We start from the raw sequence: 17160 nt of genomic DNA, 5'->3' as shown, positions 1-17160 counted from the left end.
TCACCTAGGGTGCAAGGGTGTACCGCCCCAACTGGATCGAGCTCGACGGCGTCGTCAACATGAGAGACCTCGGGGGGATGGTGACCAGCGCAGGAGACGAGGTGCTCCCCCACCGACTGCTGCGCTCCGACAACCTCCAGGACCTCACGCCGCAGGCCGTCGAGGCGCTCGTGGGCACCTACGAGGTCTCCGACATCGTCGACCTGCGCACGCACGTCGAGGTCGCCAAGGAGGGGGAAGGTCCGCTGCTCGCCGTCGACGGCGTCACGCACCACCACCACACCCTGTACCGCGAGGACACCACCGAGTCGGGCATCCCGGCCGCCGAGCGCGCGCTGCCCTGGGAGACCGATGAGCGGCGCGAGGCCGCTGCGGCTGCGGCGGTGGAGGAGGAGCACCGGCGCAGCCACGAGCAGTTCTGGTCGGAGCACTACCTCGGCTACCTCGCGCAGCGCCCCGACTCGGTCGTGGCCGCGCTGCGCGCCATCGCCTCGAGCCGCGGAGCCGCGGTCGTGCACTGCGCGGCGGGCAAGGACCGCACCGGCACCGTCGTGGGGCTCGCCCTCAAGGTGGCCGACGTTCCCGACGAGCTCGTCATCGCCGACTTCGCCGCCTCGGCCGAGCGGGTCGCGGCGATCATGGGGCGCCTGCGGGCCAAGCCGGCCTATGCCGACAACCTCAAGGACAAGACGGTGGCGCAGCAGTCGCCGACCACCGAGACGATGCGGATGCTGCTCGCCACGCTCGACGAGCGCTACGACGGCCCGCTGGGATGGCTGGCCGCGCAGGGCTGGACCGCTGCCGACACCGACCGGCTGCGCCGCAAGCTGCTCTCGGCCTGACACTCAGGAGCGGGGGCCCTGTGAGCTTCGCGGGCTCACGTAGAGGTGGATCGTCCCCTCGACCGTGACGACGCCGTCTGCCCGTGTGGCCGTCACCGTGACAGGCACCTCGGACGGCGCGTCATCCGTGGCCGGCGACCAGGCCCCGGGCTCGGTCACCGCCGTGCAGGTGAGGTCGGTCGTCGACTTCGCGAGGTAGCGCACGTCCATCCCCCGCGGGATCCACCGGTGCGTGGGCGCGATGCTCGCCTCCGCCAGCAGGCCCATGGCCGCCTCCAGCCCGTTGCAAGCGGCGATGGCGTGCACGGTGCCGATGTGGTTCTGCACCCGTCGCCGCTTGGGCACGACGACTACGGCACGGTTGGGCGCCACCTCGACGACCCGGGGCCGCACGGACCGGAAGTACGGCGCCGCCGCGGTGAACGCGAGCCCGAAGACGCGCTTTCCCAGCGGCACGTGCTCGAGGCGACGGTAGAGCGCGTAGGCGTCGATCATGCCGTCAGGTTACCGGCCGGTAACCCGGCGTGCCACGCGGCCGTCCGGACGACGGTCGGATCGCTGCCCAGACGGCCACGCGTACGACGCACCCACACTCCGGCCGTGGTATCACGGTACGACCGTGAGCTGCCTTGTGCGCGTTACTTCTTCGTCTTGCCCGAGTCGCCGTCGCTCGAGAGGGCAGCCACGAAGGCCTCCTGCGGCACCTCGACCCGTCCGACCATCTTCATGCGCTTCTTGCCCTCCTTCTGCTTCTCGAGGAGTTTGCGCTTGCGGCTGATGTCGCCGCCGTAGCACTTGGCGAGGACGTCCTTGCGGATCGCGCGGATGTTCTCGCGGGCGATGATGCGCGAGCCGATGGCGGCCTGGATCGGCACCTCGAACTGCTGGCGCGGGATGAGGTCCTTGAGCTTGCTCGCCATCATCACGCCGTACGCGTACGCCTTGTCCTTGTGGACGATCGCCGAGAAGGCGTCGACGGTCTCGCCCTGGAGGAGGATCTCGACCTTGACGAGGTCGGCCACCTGCTCGCCGTCGGGCTCGTAGTCGAGCGAGGCGTAGCCGCGGGTGCGTGACTTCAGCTGGTCGAAGAAGTCGAAGACGATCTCGGCGAGCGGCAACGTGTAGCGCATCTCGACACGGTCCTCGGAGAGGTAGTCCATGCCTCGGAGGTTGCCGCGCTTCTGCTGGCACAGCTCCATGATCGCGCCGACGAACTCCGACGGCGCGAGGATCGTGGCGCGCACGACCGGCTCGCTCACCTCGCGGATCTTGCCGTCGGGGTACTCGCTCGGGTTGGTGACGTGGACGGCCTTGCCGTCGTCCATCATCACGTCGTAGACGACGTTCGGCTGGGTCGAGATGAGGTCGAGACCGAACTCTCGCTCGAGCCGCTCGCGGACGATCTCGAGGTGGAGCAGTCCGAGGAACCCGACGCGGAAGCCGAAGCCGAGCGCCGCGGACGTCTCGGGCTCGTAGACGAGTGCGGCGTCGTTGAGCTTGAGCTTGTCGAGCGCCTCGCGCAGGTCGGGGTAGTCGGACCCGTCGATGGGATAGAGGCCCGAGAAGACCATCGGCTTGGGGTCGCGGTAGCCGCCGAGGTCCTTCGTGGCGGGCTTGCTCGCGTTGGTGACGGTGTCGCCCACGCGAGACTGGCGCACGTCCTTCACGCCGGTGATGAGGTAGCCGACCTCCCCCACGCCCAGACCCTTGCTCGGCACCGGCTCGGGGCTGATGACGCCGATCTCGAGCAGCTCGTGCGTGGCCTTGGTCGACATCATGACGATGCGCTCGCGCGGGTTGAGGTTGCCGTCGACGACGCGGACGTAGGTGACGACGCCCCGGTAGGTGTCGTAGACGGAGTCGAAGATCATCGCGCGGGCCGGGGCGTTCGCGTCGCCCGTCGGCGCGGGCAGCTGGCGCACGATCGTGTCGAGCAGCGGCTCGACGCCCTCGCCGGTCTTGCCCGACACCCTGAGGCAGTCCTCGGGCTCGCCGCCGATGAGCTTGGCGAGCTCCTCGGCGTACTTCTCCGGCTGTGCGGCCGGCAGGTCGATCTTGTTGAGCACCGGAATGATCGTGAGGTCGTTCTCCATCGCGAGGTAGAGGTTCGCGAGGGTCTGCGCCTCGATGCCCTGGGCGGCGTCGACGAGCAGGACGGCGCCCTCGCACGCGGCCAGGGAGCGCGACACCTCGTAGGTGAAGTCGACGTGGCCCGGTGTGTCGATCATGTTCAGGGCGTAGGTCGTAGACGTTCCACCTTCGTCCTCCACAGCCCACGGCATGCGGACCGCCTGGCTCTTGATCGTGATGCCGCGCTCGCGCTCGATGTCCATGCGGTCGAGGTACTGGGCCCGCATCGCACGCGGGTCGACGACGCCGGTGAGCTGCAGCATGCGGTCGGCCAGCGTCGACTTGCCGTGGTCGATGTGCGCGATGATGCAGAAGTTGCGGATCAGGTCCGGCGGCGTTGCGTTGGGTGCCAACGCGGAGCGGGCCATGGGCGACACGTGGGACGAACCTCGCAAGAGTCAGGGGTCAGGTCAGGCGGAACGGTGGTGCTGAGTCGGGCACGACCGAGCGCGCGGTCGGTTCGCGGCACACCGCCGAGATCAGCACAGTCTCCCATGCTTTGCCGGTCCACCGCTCACACCCCTCGCGTGGAGGTGACGGACAATGGCGCCCATGCGTGCCCAACCCATGCAGGTCCTTCCCGTCGCCCCCGGATCCCACCTGCCCCTGCGGCGGCACGTGCGCCACCCGCGCGAGATCCTCACTCTCGTCGTCGCCTGCGTCATGTCGTTGCTGCTGCTCCTTGCGGCTTTCACCGAGGTGCTCGTGGCGTTCGACGAGGGCCGCACACCCGACGTGTACGCCCTGGCCCTGATCTTCGCGCCGGTGCTGGTGTGGTTCGCCCGCGGCCAGCTGTGGGCCATGCAGCGCCTCGGCGGGATCAGGCTCACGCCCGAGCAGTTCCCGGAGGCGTACGCGATGCTCCTCGACGCTGCGGGCCGCAGCGGGCTCTCGTTCGTTCCCGACGCGTACGTGGTTCTCGGCAACGGGGTGATCAACGCGGCCGCGTCGGGGCACGGCTACCGCCGGTTCGTCATCATCAACAGCGACCTGCTCGAGGTCGGCGGCGCTGCCCGCGAGCCCGACGCGCTGAGGTTCGTCATCGCGCACGAGGTGGGGCACATCGCGGCCGGCCACACGAGCTACTGGCGCATCCTCGGAACCTTCGCCTCGCAGTGGATCCCGTTGGTGGGCTCGACCCTGAGCCGAGCCCAGGAGTACACGGCCGACAACTACGGCCACGCCCTCGTGCCGCAGGGGGCTCGCTCGGCCATGGCGACGCTCGCCGGCGGCAAGTACCTGGGCCGGTCCGTCGACGTCGACGCGATGGCCGACCGGGCCGTGACCGAGCCGGGCTTCTTCGTCTGGGTCACCAACGCCGCTGCCAGCCACCCCGTGCTGCTCTGGCGCATGCACGCCCTGCGTGACCGGCGCCGGCCGGGCAGGCTGCTCTGGCGTCCACGTGAACCCTGGCTCTGGGGCCAGCCGGCAGCCCCCGGCACGTACGCGCTGCCGGCGCGGGTCGGCTTCACGCCGACGAGCCTCCCGGCTCCCCCCGAGCCGGCCGTCACGGGCGCGTACGCCTACGCCGCGATGTCGGACGACGGGATGTCGGACGACGGGATGTCGAAGGACGGGATGTCGCAGGACGGGATGTCGAACGACGGGATGTCGAACGAGGGGGCGGCGGTTCGACGTGAGGTCGGGGCGAGCGAACCGCTCCCGACCGACCCGACCAGAGAGGACGACCGGTGGAGACCCTGATCAGCCGCGCCGACGGGCGCGAGGACGGCGAGGACTGGACCGAGAACTACGAAGAGCTGCCCGGCGGCGCGGGCATCAGCATCATCCTCGAGTCGACGTCGCAGGAGGGCGTGGGCCCGCGGCTGCACCAGCACCCGTACGCCGAGACGTTCATCATCCGGCGCGGGTCGGCGACCTTCACGGTCGGCGCCGCCGACGAGGCCCGTGTCGTCGTCGGACGGGCCGGTCAGGTGCTGGTCGTCCCGGCCGGGACGCCGCACCGGTTCCGCACCGGGCCCGAGGGCTACGAGGCGGTGCACATCCACGCCAACGAGCGCTTCGTCACCGAGTGGCTGGAGTGACGGGAACCCGCTGGCCTGCCGGCGACGCGGCGCCGGCGCGGTCTCGACGCTCGAGGAGCGCCGACGCGACGGCCACCCCGACACCGAGCACCGCGAGGCCCGCCCCGACGAGGCTCGGCGCGCCGTAGCCCCAGCCTGCCGCGAGCACGAGCGAGCCGAGCCAGGCCCCGAGCGCGTTGGCGGTGTTGAGGGTCGAGTGGTTGAGCGCCGCAGCGAGCGACTGCCCCTCGTGGGCCACGTCCATCAGACGCGTCTGCAGGAGCGGCACGACGATCGAGGGCAGCAGGCCCAGCACGAAGACGAGGATCACCGCGAGCGACAGCGTGCGAGCGGCGAAGCCGAAGACGGCGAGCAGGACGGCGATGAGGCCGAGGGCGCCGATGATGCCCTTCAGCACGCCGACCCGGTTGGCGACCCGACCGCTCAGCACCATGCCCGCCACCATGCCGAAGCCGTAGGCCGCGAGCACCCAGGGGATGTAGCGCTCATCGAGGCCCGCGAGCTCGGTCATCGTCGGCGTGATGAAGGAGTACATCGCGAACATGCCGCCGAAGCCCACGACGCCGATCAACAGGGCGAGCCAGACCTGCACGCGTCGCAGCGCCCGCATCTCGGTGCGCATGGACTCCTCGCCGCTGGGCGGCTGGTGGGGCAGCCAGAGCGCGATCGCGCCGACGGTGAGGGCGGCGACGAGGCCGACGAGCAGGTAGGGCAGGTGCCACGAGAAGCGCTGTCCGAGCAGCGTCGCAACGGGCACGCCCACCACGTTCGCGACGCCGAGGCCGCCGAGGATCGCGGCGACAGCGGCGGTGCGGCGCTGGTGTGAGACCAGCGAGGCGGCCACGACGGAGCCGATGCCGAAGAACGCACCGTGCGGCACGCCGGCGAGGAACCTCGCGGCCATCACCGAGGGATACGTGTCGGCGGCGACGATCGCGACGTGTGCGACGGCGAAGAAGGCCATCAGCCCCATCAGCAGACCCTTGCGCGGCACCTTCGCGAAGCCGACGGCGATCAGGGGCGCACCCACGACCACGCCGAGGGCGTAGGCGGAGACGTAGTGGCCGGAGGTCGCGATGTCGACGCCGGTCCCCTCGGCGATCTGCGGCAGCAGGCCCATCGTCACGAACTCGGTGGTGCCGATGGCGAAGCCCCCGACGGCGAGGGCGAGGATGGCGAGGGTGGTGCGGCGGGCGGCGGGGCTCAAAGGGTGGTCTCCGGGTCTCGGCAAGTGGCGTCCAGCTCGGGCGCGGATGGGTGCGGATGGGCGCGCTCGACGCGGTCGTGCCCGGCGCCGGCGTGCTGGTCTGCTGTCCTGCTGGTGGTTGCGGATCGCCGTCGACCCGGTCGGACCCCAACGGTAACGGCCTCGCGGCTACGGTGATTCCCATGCCCACGACCTTCGAGCGTCTCCTCGGCCGGCTGCGCGGCCTGGTGCGCGGCACGTCGACGACCATGCCCACCCGGCCCGGCGGCACACCGACGGCCCGGCCACACGCCACGCCGCAGGAGCAGCCAAGGCCGTCCGCGGCCGACTATCCCGGCGACGCCACACGGGTGCCCGACACGACCTACGCTCCGAGGCCCGACGGACGACCCGACCCCGGCGAGATCGTGTGGACCTGGGTCCCCTACGAGGAGGACCACGCCCAGGGCAAGGACCGGCCGGTGCTGATCGTCGGGCGGGAGGGCGACTGGCTCGTCGGCCTCCCGCTGACGAGCAAGGACCACGACCGGGACGAGCAGCAGGAGCGTCGCTCAGGACGCGAGTGGGTCGACATCGGCTCGGGCGCCTGGGACCGGCAGGGCCGGCCGAGCGAGGTGCGCGTCAACCGGCTCGTGCGGGTCGATCCCGACGGCGTCCGCCGCGAGGGCGCGGTGCTCCCCCGCGATCGTTACGACGAGGTGGTCGCCGCCGTCCGCGCGCACCATCACGGCTGAGGCCAGGGCGCACAGCACTCCCAGGCGGCACGGAGGCGGCCCCGAGAGACACGACGGCCCGCCGGGACCCAACCCAGACTCGACCGAGGTGCAGATCGGGCCCGTCACCGTGGTGACGGGCCCGATCACGCGTTGGGTGGTGGCGTCAGAGCGCCGCGACCTTCTTCGCCAGCGCCGACTTCTTGTTGGCGGCCTGGTTCTCGTGGATGACACCCTTGGAGACAGCCTTGTCGAGCTTCTTCGAGGCGGTCTTGAGGGCGTCGGCAGCGGCGTCCTTGTCGCCGGAGGCGGTGGCCTCGCGGACCTTGCGGACCCAGGTGCGGAGCTCGCTCTTGACGGCCTTGTTGCGCTCGGTGCGCGTGCGGTTCGTCTTGATGCGCTTGAGCTGCGACTTGATGTTTGCCACGTGTGTGTACTTTCGTTCGGTCGGATGGTTGCCGTTAGAGGGCGGCAAAGCTGCTCGGGACCGGGCGTGGGGACACCCTGCGTGAGCAGCTCTGGGTGCTGCAGACGTGCGCGCACGACCTGAGCGCGCACGCGACGTCCAAAGTTACCAGCGGCGGGCGTGCTCGACCAAACCGGCCGTATGCCGCCCGGCCGTAACGCTCATCCCCTTGTCAGCGCGCGGCGCGGGCCCGCGCGATCGTCAGGATGGCGCGCTCGACGGCGTACACCGGGTCGCGCCCGCCACCCTTGACCTCGAAGTCGGCAGCCGCGACGGCCTGGACGGCGACCGCGAGGCCGTCGGCGCTCCAGTGGCCGACGGCGCGCCGCGCCTTGTCGATCTGCCACGGCGCCATGCCCAGGCTCTTGGCGAGCTGGCCCGAGCTGCCGCGCCCGGCCGCGCCGACCTTGATGAGCTGGCGCAGCTGCGAGGCGATCACGGCGACGATCGGCACCGGGTCGACACCGGTGGCTATGGCGTGCCGCAGCAGCCGCAGGGCCTCCCCGGAGTGCCCGGCGATCGTCGCATCGGCGACCCGGAAGCCCGTGGCCTCGACCTTGCCCCCGTGGTAGGTGTCGACGACGGTGTCGTCGATGGTGCCCTCGGTGTCGGACACCAGCTGGGAGCAGGCCGCGGCGAGCTCGCGGACGTCCTTGCCGACGGCCTCGACGAGGGCACGCACCCCCTCGCTCGTGATCTTTCGGCGCGCGGCCGCGAACTCCTTCATCACGAAGTCGGTCTTGTCGCGGTCGGTCTTGACGGCCGGGCAGTCGATGACCCGGGCGCCCGCCTTCTTCATCGTGTCGAGGACCTTCTTGCCCTTCATGCCCCCGCCGTGGGCGACGACGAGACCGACGTCCGGGTCGGGCGCGGCGAGGAGCGAGAGCAGGTCGAGCTGCAGCTCGTCGGGCGACTCGTGCAGGTCGCGCACGACGATGGTCTTGGCGCCGCCGAAGAGGGACGGGCTGGCGTGCATCTGGAGCGCCCCGGACTCGTAGGTCGAGGGGTCGATGCGGATGACCTCGGCGTCGGCCTCGCGGGCCGCGGCGAGCACCGAGGCGACGGCGCGCTCGACGAGAACGCCCTCCGGGCCGGTCACGAGCACGAAGGGCGGAACGGCCGGGTCGGTCATGGCGTCAACTGTGCCATGCGGGCCCGACAGCCGGGCCGCCCGTCCCCGTGGAAGTGAAGGTCATGTTCGCCCTCGTCCTCGCCCTCGTGCTCGCCGCCGTCGGTCTCGTCCTGCTCCGACTCAAAGACCACCCGAAGAAGCTGAGCCGGTATGCCGTCATCCCCTTCGGGCTCGCCCTCTTCCTCGTCGCGAGCGCCTCGTACTACCGCCTCGACGCCGGTGAGGCCGCGGTGACGAAGACCTTCGGCACGGTCGGTGACGAGGCCATCAGCGCGACGGGAATCCATCTCAAGGCGCCGTGGCAGGACCTCATCACCTTCGACATCCGCAACCAGACCATCGCGCTCGACGAAGACGGTGGCCGGGTCTCGACCGTGACGAGCGACAACGCGACCGTCGCCTACGACGTGACCATCCGCTACTCGCTCAACCCGGGCAAGCTGCCCGAGATCATCCGGCAGTACCCCGACCAGGAGACCTTCATCGCCCGCGCCGTGCTGCGGGGCGTCTCCTCGGTCACCCGCGACGCCCCGACCACCTTCGCGGCGGCCGCGGTCCGCCAGTCGCGCGGTGAGCTCGCCCTGCGCATCACCGAGGGCCTCGAGAAGCGCCTCGGCGAGGTGGGCGTCACGGTCGAGCAGGTCGACCCGCGCGCCATCACCCTCGACCAGAGCGTCCAGGCGAACTACGACAAGGTGCAGAGCTCGCTGGCCAACGCCGAGGCGGCCAAGGCCGACCTCCAGACCGCGCTCGCCAAGGCCGAGATCACCAAGACCGAGGCGCAAGCGACCTCCGACGCCGACCAGATCATCCGGTGCGGCGCTACCTCCACGCAGGTCAGGGAGGTCATCAACGGCAAGGAGGTCACGGCCGTCAAGGTCGTGCCGGTCGGCTCCGACAAGTGCCAGAACCGCCTCAACGAGCAGGTGCTCATGAGCAAGTACATCGACATGCTCAGGGAGCACGGCGACTCGCTCATCGTCATCCCGCAGGGCACGCAGAACCTGCTCCAGCTGCCGGCCGTCCCCGCCGCCAAGTCCGCAGCCAAGTCCCAGTAGCCGCGCCCGATCGAGAGAACGCGCCGTTCGCAGGACGGAGCGTTCTCTCGATCGCGGGCTGCGCGGCCCCCTCAGTCGAAGAGGGCGCCGGAGGCGAGCGAGAGCCCGAGCTGCTCGACCCTCGCCCGGATGGTCTCCTCGGGCAGCTCGAAGTGGTCGACGAGCTCGTCGAGCTGCATGCCGGACTCGGCGGCGTCGCGCAGCTCCTCGTCCTGCTCCTCGGTCCACGCGTGCCCCGACGTGACGGCGTTGCGGGTCGACGGCGCGACCGGCGGCGGGCCGGCCACCGGCCGGGGGTGCTCCGTGCCGTCGGCGTCGGCGCGGGCGCCGGTCAGGGAGCGCAGGGCCGGCTCCTCGACGGCGACCGGGGGTGGGGCCATCGCGTCGAGCCGCTCGAGCGCGGCAAGCACCATCTTCTTGTCGGTGGTCGGGTAGAACGGCGGCAGCGAGCGCTGGAGGAAGCCGGCATACCTCGCCGTCATCATGCGCGAGTCGAGGAACGCCACGACCCCGCGGTCGTCGGCACGCCGCACGAGCCGGCCGGCGCCCTGGGCGAGACGGAGGGCGGCGTGCGTCGCCGAGACGGCCATGAAGCCGTTGCCGCCCATGCGCGCGATGGCCTGCGAGCGGGCGGACGCGAGCGGGTCGTCGGGACGCGGGAAGGGGATGCGGTCGATGAGCACGAGCTGGCACGACGAGCCGGGCACGTCGACCCCCTGCCAGAGGGTCAGCGTGCCGAAGAGACAGGTGCGCGGGTCGCGCGCGAACTGCCGCACGAGCGTCGTGATCTGGTCCTCGCCCTGGCAGAGGACTGGGATGTCGTCACCGAAGCGGGCCCGCATCACCTCCGCCGCGGTCTGCGCCGCGCGCATCGAGGAGAACAGGCCGAGCGTGCGCCCCCCGGCCGCCCGGACCAGCTGCTCGATCTCGTCGAGGGTGTCGTCGCCCGCACCGTCGCGACCCGGTGGCGGCAGGTGCGCCGCGACGTAGGCGATGGCCTGCTTGGGGTAGTCGAACGGGCTGCCGACGTCGAGTCCCTGCCACTTCGGCGCCCCCTCGCCGCGCAGCCCGATCGTGCCGGCGACGGCGTCGAACGTGCCGCCGAGCTCGAGGGTGGCCGAGGTCAGCACGACGGTGCGCTCCTCGAAGACCTTGTCGCGCACCAGCATCGCGACGCTCATCGGGGCCACCCGCAGCACGGGGCCGCGGCGCGGGTCGCGGCCCAGCCACACGACGTCGAGATCGCGCTCCTCGAGGATGCGCTCGGCGTTCTCGTGCACCTCGTCGACGGCGGCACGGGCGACCTGGCGTGCCCCGTCGGACTCCTGCCCGGGCGGCGGCTTGAGGTCGCTCTGCACGACGCGTGCGGTGTCGCGGACCCGGGCCAGCGCCAGCCCCACGGAGTCGGGCACGCCGAGCATGCGGCCCTCCTCGAGCGGCTCGAGCGCCTGGGCGAGCAGCTCCCCTGCCTCGTCGAGCGCAGCCGTGTTCTCCGACATGCGCCCGGCCTTCTTCGCTGCGGTCATGACCATCGTGCCGGTGAGCTCGTCGGTGATGGTGGCAGTGACCCTGTCGACGAGCTCGTGGGCCTCGTCGACGACGAGCACGTCATGCTCCGGGAGCATCTGGCGGCCCTCGAACGAGTCGATCGCCATGAACGAGTGGTTGGTGACGACGACGTCGACGTCCTTCGCCGCCGCACGCGCCCGCTCGACGAAGCACTCGGCCACGAGCGGGCACTTGCCGCCCATGCACTCGTGAGCCGACACGGACACCTGGCGCCAGGCCCGCTCGGAGACGCCGGGCACGAGCTCGTCGCGGTCGCCCGAGTCGGTGGCCCCGGCCCATTCGCGCAGCCGCACGACCTCCTGCCCGAGGCGGCCGACGCTCGCGTCCACCTGCCCGACCGACAGCAGGCCGTCCTCGTCGTCGGGGAACCCGCCCTCGAGCTTGTTGAGGCACACGTAGTTGCGGCGCCCCTTGACGAGGGCGTAGGTGGGCCGCCGGCCGAGCACGGGCGCGAGGGCGTCGGCGACCCGAGGCATGTCACGGTCGACGATCTGCCCCTGGAGAGCGAGGGTCGCGGTCGCGACGACCGCGGGCTTGCCGGCCGCGAAGGCGTGGGCCACCGCGGGCACGAGGTAGGCCAGCGACTTGCCGGTGCCGGTGCCCGCCTGCACGAGCAGGTGCTCGCCGCTGTCGACCGCCTTCGCGACTGCCCGGGCCATCTCGACCTGGCCGGGCCGCTCCGCGCCACCGACTCCCGAGACCGCGGCGTGGAGGAGTTCGTCGAGCGCAGGTCGCTGGGCCATCGGGTCAGCGTATGCCGCCCGGTCGCCCGCTCGTGCGCGGTGTCCCCCACGTGTCGCCCTTAGGCGCCGGAACGACCGTCCAGGGACGTCGCGAGTGGTCGCTCGGCCGGTACTAGTACCAAGGGACAGTGACCGAGACCCTCGGCCCCGCCCTACCCTGAAGACGTCAGTGAACCCGATGCTCCGCTGGACCTCGAGGGAGATGACGCGATGGCAACGTCACCGACAGACGACCCTGACCCACCCGGCCCGCTCGGCGCGATCGGCGCGACCGACGCAGTTACCGACGGGCTGATCGAGCAGCAGGCCTCCCGTCCCTGACGCCCCACGTGCGAGCTCGGCCCCTCGGAGCTCGGACCTCCCCGGCACTCCTCGAGCCGTCCCCCCAAGGCTCGCTCCCCCGGTGAAGTGCCGGAGAACGGTGCCGGTTCCCGACCACCCCCCGCGGTCGGGAGCCGGCACTCGTCCGTGGCCCGCGGGTGGGACCGATGTCACGCAACCTCCTGCGCCGATCGTGCCCCGAGGGCGGTCGGTCAGGAGTTCCATCGAGGTATGAACGCAAAGATGCCCTCCGACCTCGACATCGCGACCGCGGCGACCCTGCGGCCGCTCGTCGAGGTGGCCGCCGACCTCGGCGTGACGGAGAACCACCTCGAACCCTGGGGCCGCGACGTCGCCAAGATCGACCTCGGCGTGCTCGACGAGCCGACCCAGGCGCACCGTGCGCGGTACGTCGTGGTCACGGCCATCACCCCGACGCCGCTCGGCGAGGGCAAGACCACGACGTCGGTCGGTCTGGCGCAGGCGCTCGGCCGAACAGGCCACCGGGCCGTCGTGTGCCTGCGCCAGCCGTCGATGGGTCCGACCTTCGGCATCAAGGGCGGTGCGGCGGGCGGCGGCTACAGCCAGGTCGTGCCGATGGAACGGCTCAACCTCCACCTCACGGGCGACTTCCACGCGGTGACAGCCGCGCACAACCTGCTCGCGGCGATGATCGACAACCACCTGCACCAAGGCAACAAGCTCGGCATCGACGTCCGGAACATCACCTGGCGGCGGGTGCTGGACGTCAACGACCGGGCACTGCGCACGGTCATCGTGGGCATCGGCTCACGCGAGGACGGGCTCGTGCGCCAGACCGGCTTCGACATCACGGCAGCCAGCGAGGTCATGGTGCTGCTGACCCTGGCGACCTCGCTCGAGGACCTCCGGCTGCGGCTCGGGAGGATCGTCGTGGCCTACACCGTCGAGGGCAAGAGCGTCACCGCGGACGACCTCGGCGCGGCGGGAGCGATGGCGGTCATCCTGCGTGACGCCCTCAAGCCGAACCTGCTCCAGACCCTCGAGGGCGGGCCGGCCGTCATCCACTGCGGGCCCTTCGGGAACATCGCCACCGGCACGTCGTCCGTCATCGCCGACCTCGTGGGCGTGCGTGGCAGCGACTACGTCGTCACCGAGGCCGGCTTCGGCGCCGACATGGGTGCGGAACGCTTCTTCGACGTCAAGTGCAGGGTCAGCGGCCTGGTGCCGGACGCGGCGGTGCTCGTCGCAACGGTGCGCGCGCTCAAGGCCCACTCGGGCCACTGGACGATCAAGCCGGGCCGGCCGCTCCCCGAAGGCCTCCTCGACGAGAACCCACGGGAGGTGGAGGCGGGCCTGTCCAACCTGCGCAAGCACATCGAGATCATCCAGCGGTTCGGCATCCGACCCGTCGTCGCCGTCAACGCGTTCCCGACCGACCACGCCTCCGAGCACCAGGTCGTGCGCGCACTGTGCGACGAGCTCGGGGTGCGCTGCGCGGTGACGACGCACGTGGCCGACGGCGGGGCCGGGGCACTCGAGCTCGCTCAGGCCGTCGTCGAGGCTGCCGACGAGCCCTCGGACTTCCGCTTCCTCTACCCGCTGGACCTGCCGCTCACCGACAAGATCGAGAGGGTCGCCACCGAGATCTATGGAGCCGACGGGATCGAGGTGAGCCCTTCCGCCGCCAAGGCCCTCAAGGAGTACGAGCGGCTCGGCTTCGGAGAGCTGCCGGTGGTCATCGCGAAGACGCACCTGTCCCTGTCGTCGGACCCCTCCCGCAAGGGCGCGCCCACCGGGTGGCGGCTGCCCGTGCGCGAGGTCCGGGCAGCGGTCGGCGCTGGGTACGTCTACGCGATCTGCGGCGACATGAGGACCATGCCCGGCCTGCCCAAGTCGCCCAACGCCGAGCGCATCGACATCCGAGAGGACGGGTCGACCACCGGACTGTCCTGAGTGGTGGGACCGCCGCGGGCGGGTGTGGCTCAGCGGAGCGGGCCTCCGTCGACGCGGCGGGCCATCGCGACGTCGTCGCGGTAGTCGGTCGGGCCCAGCCGCAGCCCCCGGGGGACGCGCCCGACCTCGGTCCAGCCGGCTCTCTCGTAGAAGTCGCCGAGCCCCAGCCCGTCCCGATAGTCGAGCCGGAGCAGCTCGACCCACGGGAGGTCGCGGCGCGCGACGCCGACCATGGCGCCGAGGAGGATGCGACCGAGGTTGCGTCCCTGCGCCGAGGGGTCGACCATCAGCCGTTTGAGCCCGGCCACGTGGTCGTAGGGGAAGCCGCGCGAGTGCTCCCAGAATCCCAGGCCACGCAGCTGCCCGGCCGCCGCGCCCACATCGTCGGGGTCTCTCCCGCCACCTCGCGCGTCCCCTCCCACGGCGCCCGCCTGGACGACCGGGTCGACCAGCACGCACAGGAGCGACCGTCCGGCGCGGACGTCGTCGAGGTGCCGGTCGAGGGCGGCCGCGACGTCGACGGCGGCAGCGCCGGGCAGGAACCCGACCGACCCACCGTCGTCGTTGACGCGGACCCACAGGTCGACGATGGCCTCACGAAGGCCCTCTGCATCGACGGCCGGCACCACCCGGACCTCCGGCGCCTCGAAGTACGCCATCGGCTCGCTGTCGAGGTCGTCCTTGGACGACCGGGTGCCCACCTGCACGAGCCCTGAGCGCGTGGCCGTGCGCAGTGACGCCGCGTTGACCGTGTCGACCATGGCGGTCACCACGGCCTCGGGGCGGTGCTCGACACCCCACGCCACGAGGGCCCTGGAGATCTCGCGCCCGAGCCCGGAGCCCAGCCTGTCGTGCGCGAGCCGGTAGTACAGGTTCAGCGCGGTCGCGTCGGAGTCCTTGTGCCGCAGACCCGCCCACCCGATCACGTCGCCCGATGCGCGGTCGACGACGGCGGCATACCCGAGCCCGGACGCCTCCCAGTCGGCGAGGTCGGCGGCCAGCCGGTCGCGGCAGCGCTCTGGCGTCGGCATGGTTGCGGGCGCATGGGCGTAGGTGCGGGGGTCGGTGTGGAGACGGACGTAGTCGTCGAGGTCGTCGGGCCGCGGCGGGCGCAGCAGCACACGCTCCGTCGTGACCCAGACGTCCGGCCGGCCGGTGGGTGCGGTCACTGCGACTGGCGCTCAGGAGCGCGAGTCCCACAGACGGCCTGCGGGGCTCCGTCGCAGCACGGCTCGATGTAGAGGCAGGCGGGGCAGCGGTTGTGCGCCTGCTCGGCGTACATCTGCGTGCCGCAGTAGGGGCAGGGGATCTCGAGGGCCATGACCCCATCCTTTCCGACAGCACCGACGCCCGGCGGGTGACCCGCCGGGCGTCGTGTCTGGAGGCGTGGCCCCGTGGGGCGCTCGCGGTGTCAGCTCGTGACGACGACGTATGCCGTGAGGTCGGCCTCGATCGTCGGCGTGACCTTCGCTCGCACCCGGGTGCCGTCGGCGACGTGCTCGCTCTCGAGGATCTCGGCCTCGTCGTGCAGGCGCGAGATGAGGTCACCGCGGTCGTAGGGCACCAGCACCTCGACCTCGATCTCGGGCTTGGGCAGCTCGTGGGCGATGAGGGCACGCAGGTCGGCAAGGCCTTCGCCCGTGCGGGCCGACACCGTGACGCAGTGCTTCTCGTGACGTCGCAGCCGGTCGAGCACCTCCGGGTCGGCGATGTCGGCCTTGTTGACGACGATGATCTCCTTGATCTGGTCGCCACCGACCTCGGCGAGCACGCCGCGGACGGCCGAGATCTGGCCCTCGGGGTCGGGGTGCGAGCCGTCGACGACGTGCAGGAGCAGGTCGGAGTCGCCCACCTCCTCGAGGGTCGAACGGAACGCCTCGACGAGCTGGTGCGGCAGGCTGCGGACGAAGCCCACGGTGTCGGCGAGCGTGTAGACGCGGCCGTCCTCGGTCTCGGTCCGACGCACGGTCGGGTCGAGGGTCGCGAAGAGCTGGTTCTCGACGAGCACACCGGCGCCGGTGAGCCGGTTGAGCAGCGAGCTCTTGCCGGCGTTGGTGTAGCCGGCAATGGCGACGGACGGGACGCCCCCGGCCCGACGCGAGTGGCGACGCGTGTCGCGGCTCGTCTTCATCCCCTTGATGTCGCGGCGGAGCTTGGCGATCTTCGTGTTGATCCGACGACGGTCGAGCTCGATCTTCGTCTCACCGGGTCCACGGGATCCGATGCCCTCACCGCCGGCGACGCGGCCACCGGCCTGACGGGACATCGACTCACCCCAGCCGCGCAGGCGCGGCAGGAGGTACTGCAGCTGGGCCAGCTCGACCTGCGCGCGGCCCTCGCGGCTCTTGGCGTGCTGGGCGAAGATGTCGAGGATCAGCGCGGTGCGGTCGATGACCTTGACCTTGACGACGTCCTCGAGCGCTCGACGCTGGCTCGGTGCCAGCTCGCCGTCGCAGATGACCGTGTCGGCGCCCTCGGCGACGACGATGTCGCGCAGCTCGACCGCCTTGCCTTTGCCGAGCCAGGTGGCGGGGTCGGGTCGCTGACGACGCTGGATGACGCCCTCGAGCACCGTCGAGCCGGCGGTCTCCGCGAGCGCCGCGAGCTCGCGGATGGAGTTCTCGGCGTCGTCGGCGCTGCCCTCGGTCCAGACCCCGGCCAGCACGACGCGCTCGAGGCGCAGCTGGCGGTACTCGACCTCGGTGATGTCCTCGAGCTCGGTGGACAGGCCCTGGACGCGTCGGAGCGCCGCGCGCTCCTCGCGCTCGAGCTGGTCTCCGTCGTAGAGGGGGTATGCCGCCTCGTCGGGCTCGTGGTCAGTGGCGGCCAGCGCTGTGGCGCGGGTGCCGAAAAGGTCGCGCTCGCGGTCTGCGCCGCGAGCGGAGTCGCCTGTGTGGTTGCTGTGGTTGCTCGTCATGTTCTCCCTATGGTTCCAAAGGTCCAACGCCACGGGCCACTCGTTTGTGCCCGGCGGTGTGCCGGGGGTGCCGATACGGTGG

General features: G+C 71.4%; 15 protein-coding genes. 6 read left to right on the top strand and 9 right to left on the bottom strand.

Annotated elements, in window-relative coordinates; translation table 11 throughout:
* Positions 1-17 precede the first annotated feature (17 nt).
* Entirely contained in the window at positions 18-842 is an 825-nt protein-coding gene (locus AC1DE0_RS04920) for a tyrosine-protein phosphatase (protein WP_478097681.1), read from the top strand.
* 3 nt (positions 843-845) lie between these two features.
* Here AC1DE0_RS04920 and AC1DE0_RS04915 read toward each other — a convergent pair whose 3' ends face one another.
* Positions 846-1337, bottom strand: coding sequence for a hotdog fold domain-containing protein (locus tag AC1DE0_RS04915; protein WP_478097679.1), 492 nt, complete (start codon positions 1335-1337; stop codon positions 846-848).
* A gap of 143 nt (positions 1338-1480) precedes the next feature.
* Positions 1481-3340, bottom strand: a complete 1860-nt coding sequence (lepA, locus tag AC1DE0_RS04910) for a translation elongation factor 4 (protein WP_478097774.1) — start codon at positions 3338-3340, stop codon at positions 1481-1483.
* A 184-nt stretch (positions 3341-3524) separates the two neighbouring features.
* Between lepA and AC1DE0_RS04905 the strand changes: the two genes are divergently transcribed.
* On the top strand, positions 3525-4676 hold the full coding sequence (locus AC1DE0_RS04905; RefSeq protein ID WP_478097677.1) for a M48 family metalloprotease: 1152 nt from the start codon (positions 3525-3527) through the stop codon (positions 4674-4676).
* Entirely contained in the window at positions 4664-5017 is a 354-nt protein-coding gene (locus AC1DE0_RS04900; protein WP_478097675.1) for a cupin domain-containing protein, read from the top strand. The genes AC1DE0_RS04905 and AC1DE0_RS04900 overlap by 13 nt, the downstream gene beginning before the upstream one ends.
* On the opposite strand, the gene AC1DE0_RS04895 is transcribed toward AC1DE0_RS04900, so the two are convergent.
* Complete coding sequence (locus AC1DE0_RS04895) at positions 4998-6224, bottom strand: MFS transporter (protein ID WP_478097673.1); 1227 nt, start codon at positions 6222-6224, stop codon at positions 4998-5000. The genes AC1DE0_RS04900 and AC1DE0_RS04895 overlap by 20 nt on opposite strands.
* Before the next feature lie 182 nt (positions 6225-6406).
* Here AC1DE0_RS04895 and AC1DE0_RS04890 point away from each other — a divergent pair, with 182 nt between their 5' ends.
* Entirely contained in the window at positions 6407-6958 is a 552-nt protein-coding gene (locus AC1DE0_RS04890; protein ID WP_478097671.1) for a type II toxin-antitoxin system PemK/MazF family toxin, read from the top strand.
* 145 nt (positions 6959-7103) lie between these two features.
* Here AC1DE0_RS04890 and rpsT read toward each other — a convergent pair whose 3' ends face one another.
* The gene (rpsT, locus tag AC1DE0_RS04885) at positions 7104-7364 is read right to left on the bottom strand and encodes a 30S ribosomal protein S20 (protein WP_478097669.1); all 261 of its coding nucleotides are present in this window, start codon (positions 7362-7364) and stop codon (positions 7104-7106) included.
* 211 nt (positions 7365-7575) lie between these two features.
* Positions 7576-8535: a DNA polymerase III subunit delta gene (gene holA, locus AC1DE0_RS04880; RefSeq protein ID WP_478097667.1), complete on the bottom strand. Its 960-nt coding sequence runs from the start codon at positions 8533-8535 to the stop codon at positions 7576-7578.
* A gap of 62 nt (positions 8536-8597) precedes the next feature.
* Between holA and AC1DE0_RS04875 the strand changes: the two genes are divergently transcribed.
* Positions 8598-9593: an SPFH domain-containing protein gene (locus tag AC1DE0_RS04875; protein WP_478097664.1), complete on the top strand. Its 996-nt coding sequence runs from the start codon at positions 8598-8600 to the stop codon at positions 9591-9593.
* Positions 9594-9664: 71 nt separating this feature from the next.
* On the opposite strand, the gene AC1DE0_RS04870 is transcribed toward AC1DE0_RS04875, so the two are convergent.
* Entirely contained in the window at positions 9665-11905 is a 2241-nt protein-coding gene (locus AC1DE0_RS04870) for an ATP-dependent DNA helicase (protein ID WP_478097662.1), read from the bottom strand.
* Between the two features lie 552 nt (positions 11906-12457).
* Between AC1DE0_RS04870 and AC1DE0_RS04865 the strand changes: the two genes are divergently transcribed.
* Entirely contained in the window at positions 12458-14161 is a 1704-nt protein-coding gene (locus tag AC1DE0_RS04865) for a formate--tetrahydrofolate ligase (RefSeq protein ID WP_478097660.1), read from the top strand.
* 29 nt (positions 14162-14190) lie between these two features.
* On the opposite strand, the gene AC1DE0_RS04860 is transcribed toward AC1DE0_RS04865, so the two are convergent.
* From AC1DE0_RS04860 to hflX, 3 genes are all read right to left on the bottom strand, one after another.
* The gene (locus AC1DE0_RS04860) at positions 14191-15330 is read right to left on the bottom strand and encodes a GNAT family N-acetyltransferase (RefSeq protein WP_478097658.1); all 1140 of its coding nucleotides are present in this window, start codon (positions 15328-15330) and stop codon (positions 14191-14193) included.
* Positions 15327-15482, bottom strand: coding sequence for a hypothetical protein (locus AC1DE0_RS04855; RefSeq protein ID WP_478097656.1), 156 nt, complete (start codon positions 15480-15482; stop codon positions 15327-15329). Before AC1DE0_RS04855 ends, AC1DE0_RS04860 begins: the two co-directional genes overlap by 4 nt.
* A 90-nt stretch (positions 15483-15572) precedes the next feature.
* Positions 15573-17078, bottom strand: a complete 1506-nt coding sequence (gene hflX, locus AC1DE0_RS04850; RefSeq protein WP_478097654.1) for a GTPase HflX — start codon at positions 17076-17078, stop codon at positions 15573-15575.
* Positions 17079-17160 lie beyond the last annotated feature (82 nt).

It is taken from the genome of Terrabacter sp. 05T424, from assembly GCF_056396225.1.
This window is presented reverse-complemented; position numbering and strand designations above follow the sequence as displayed.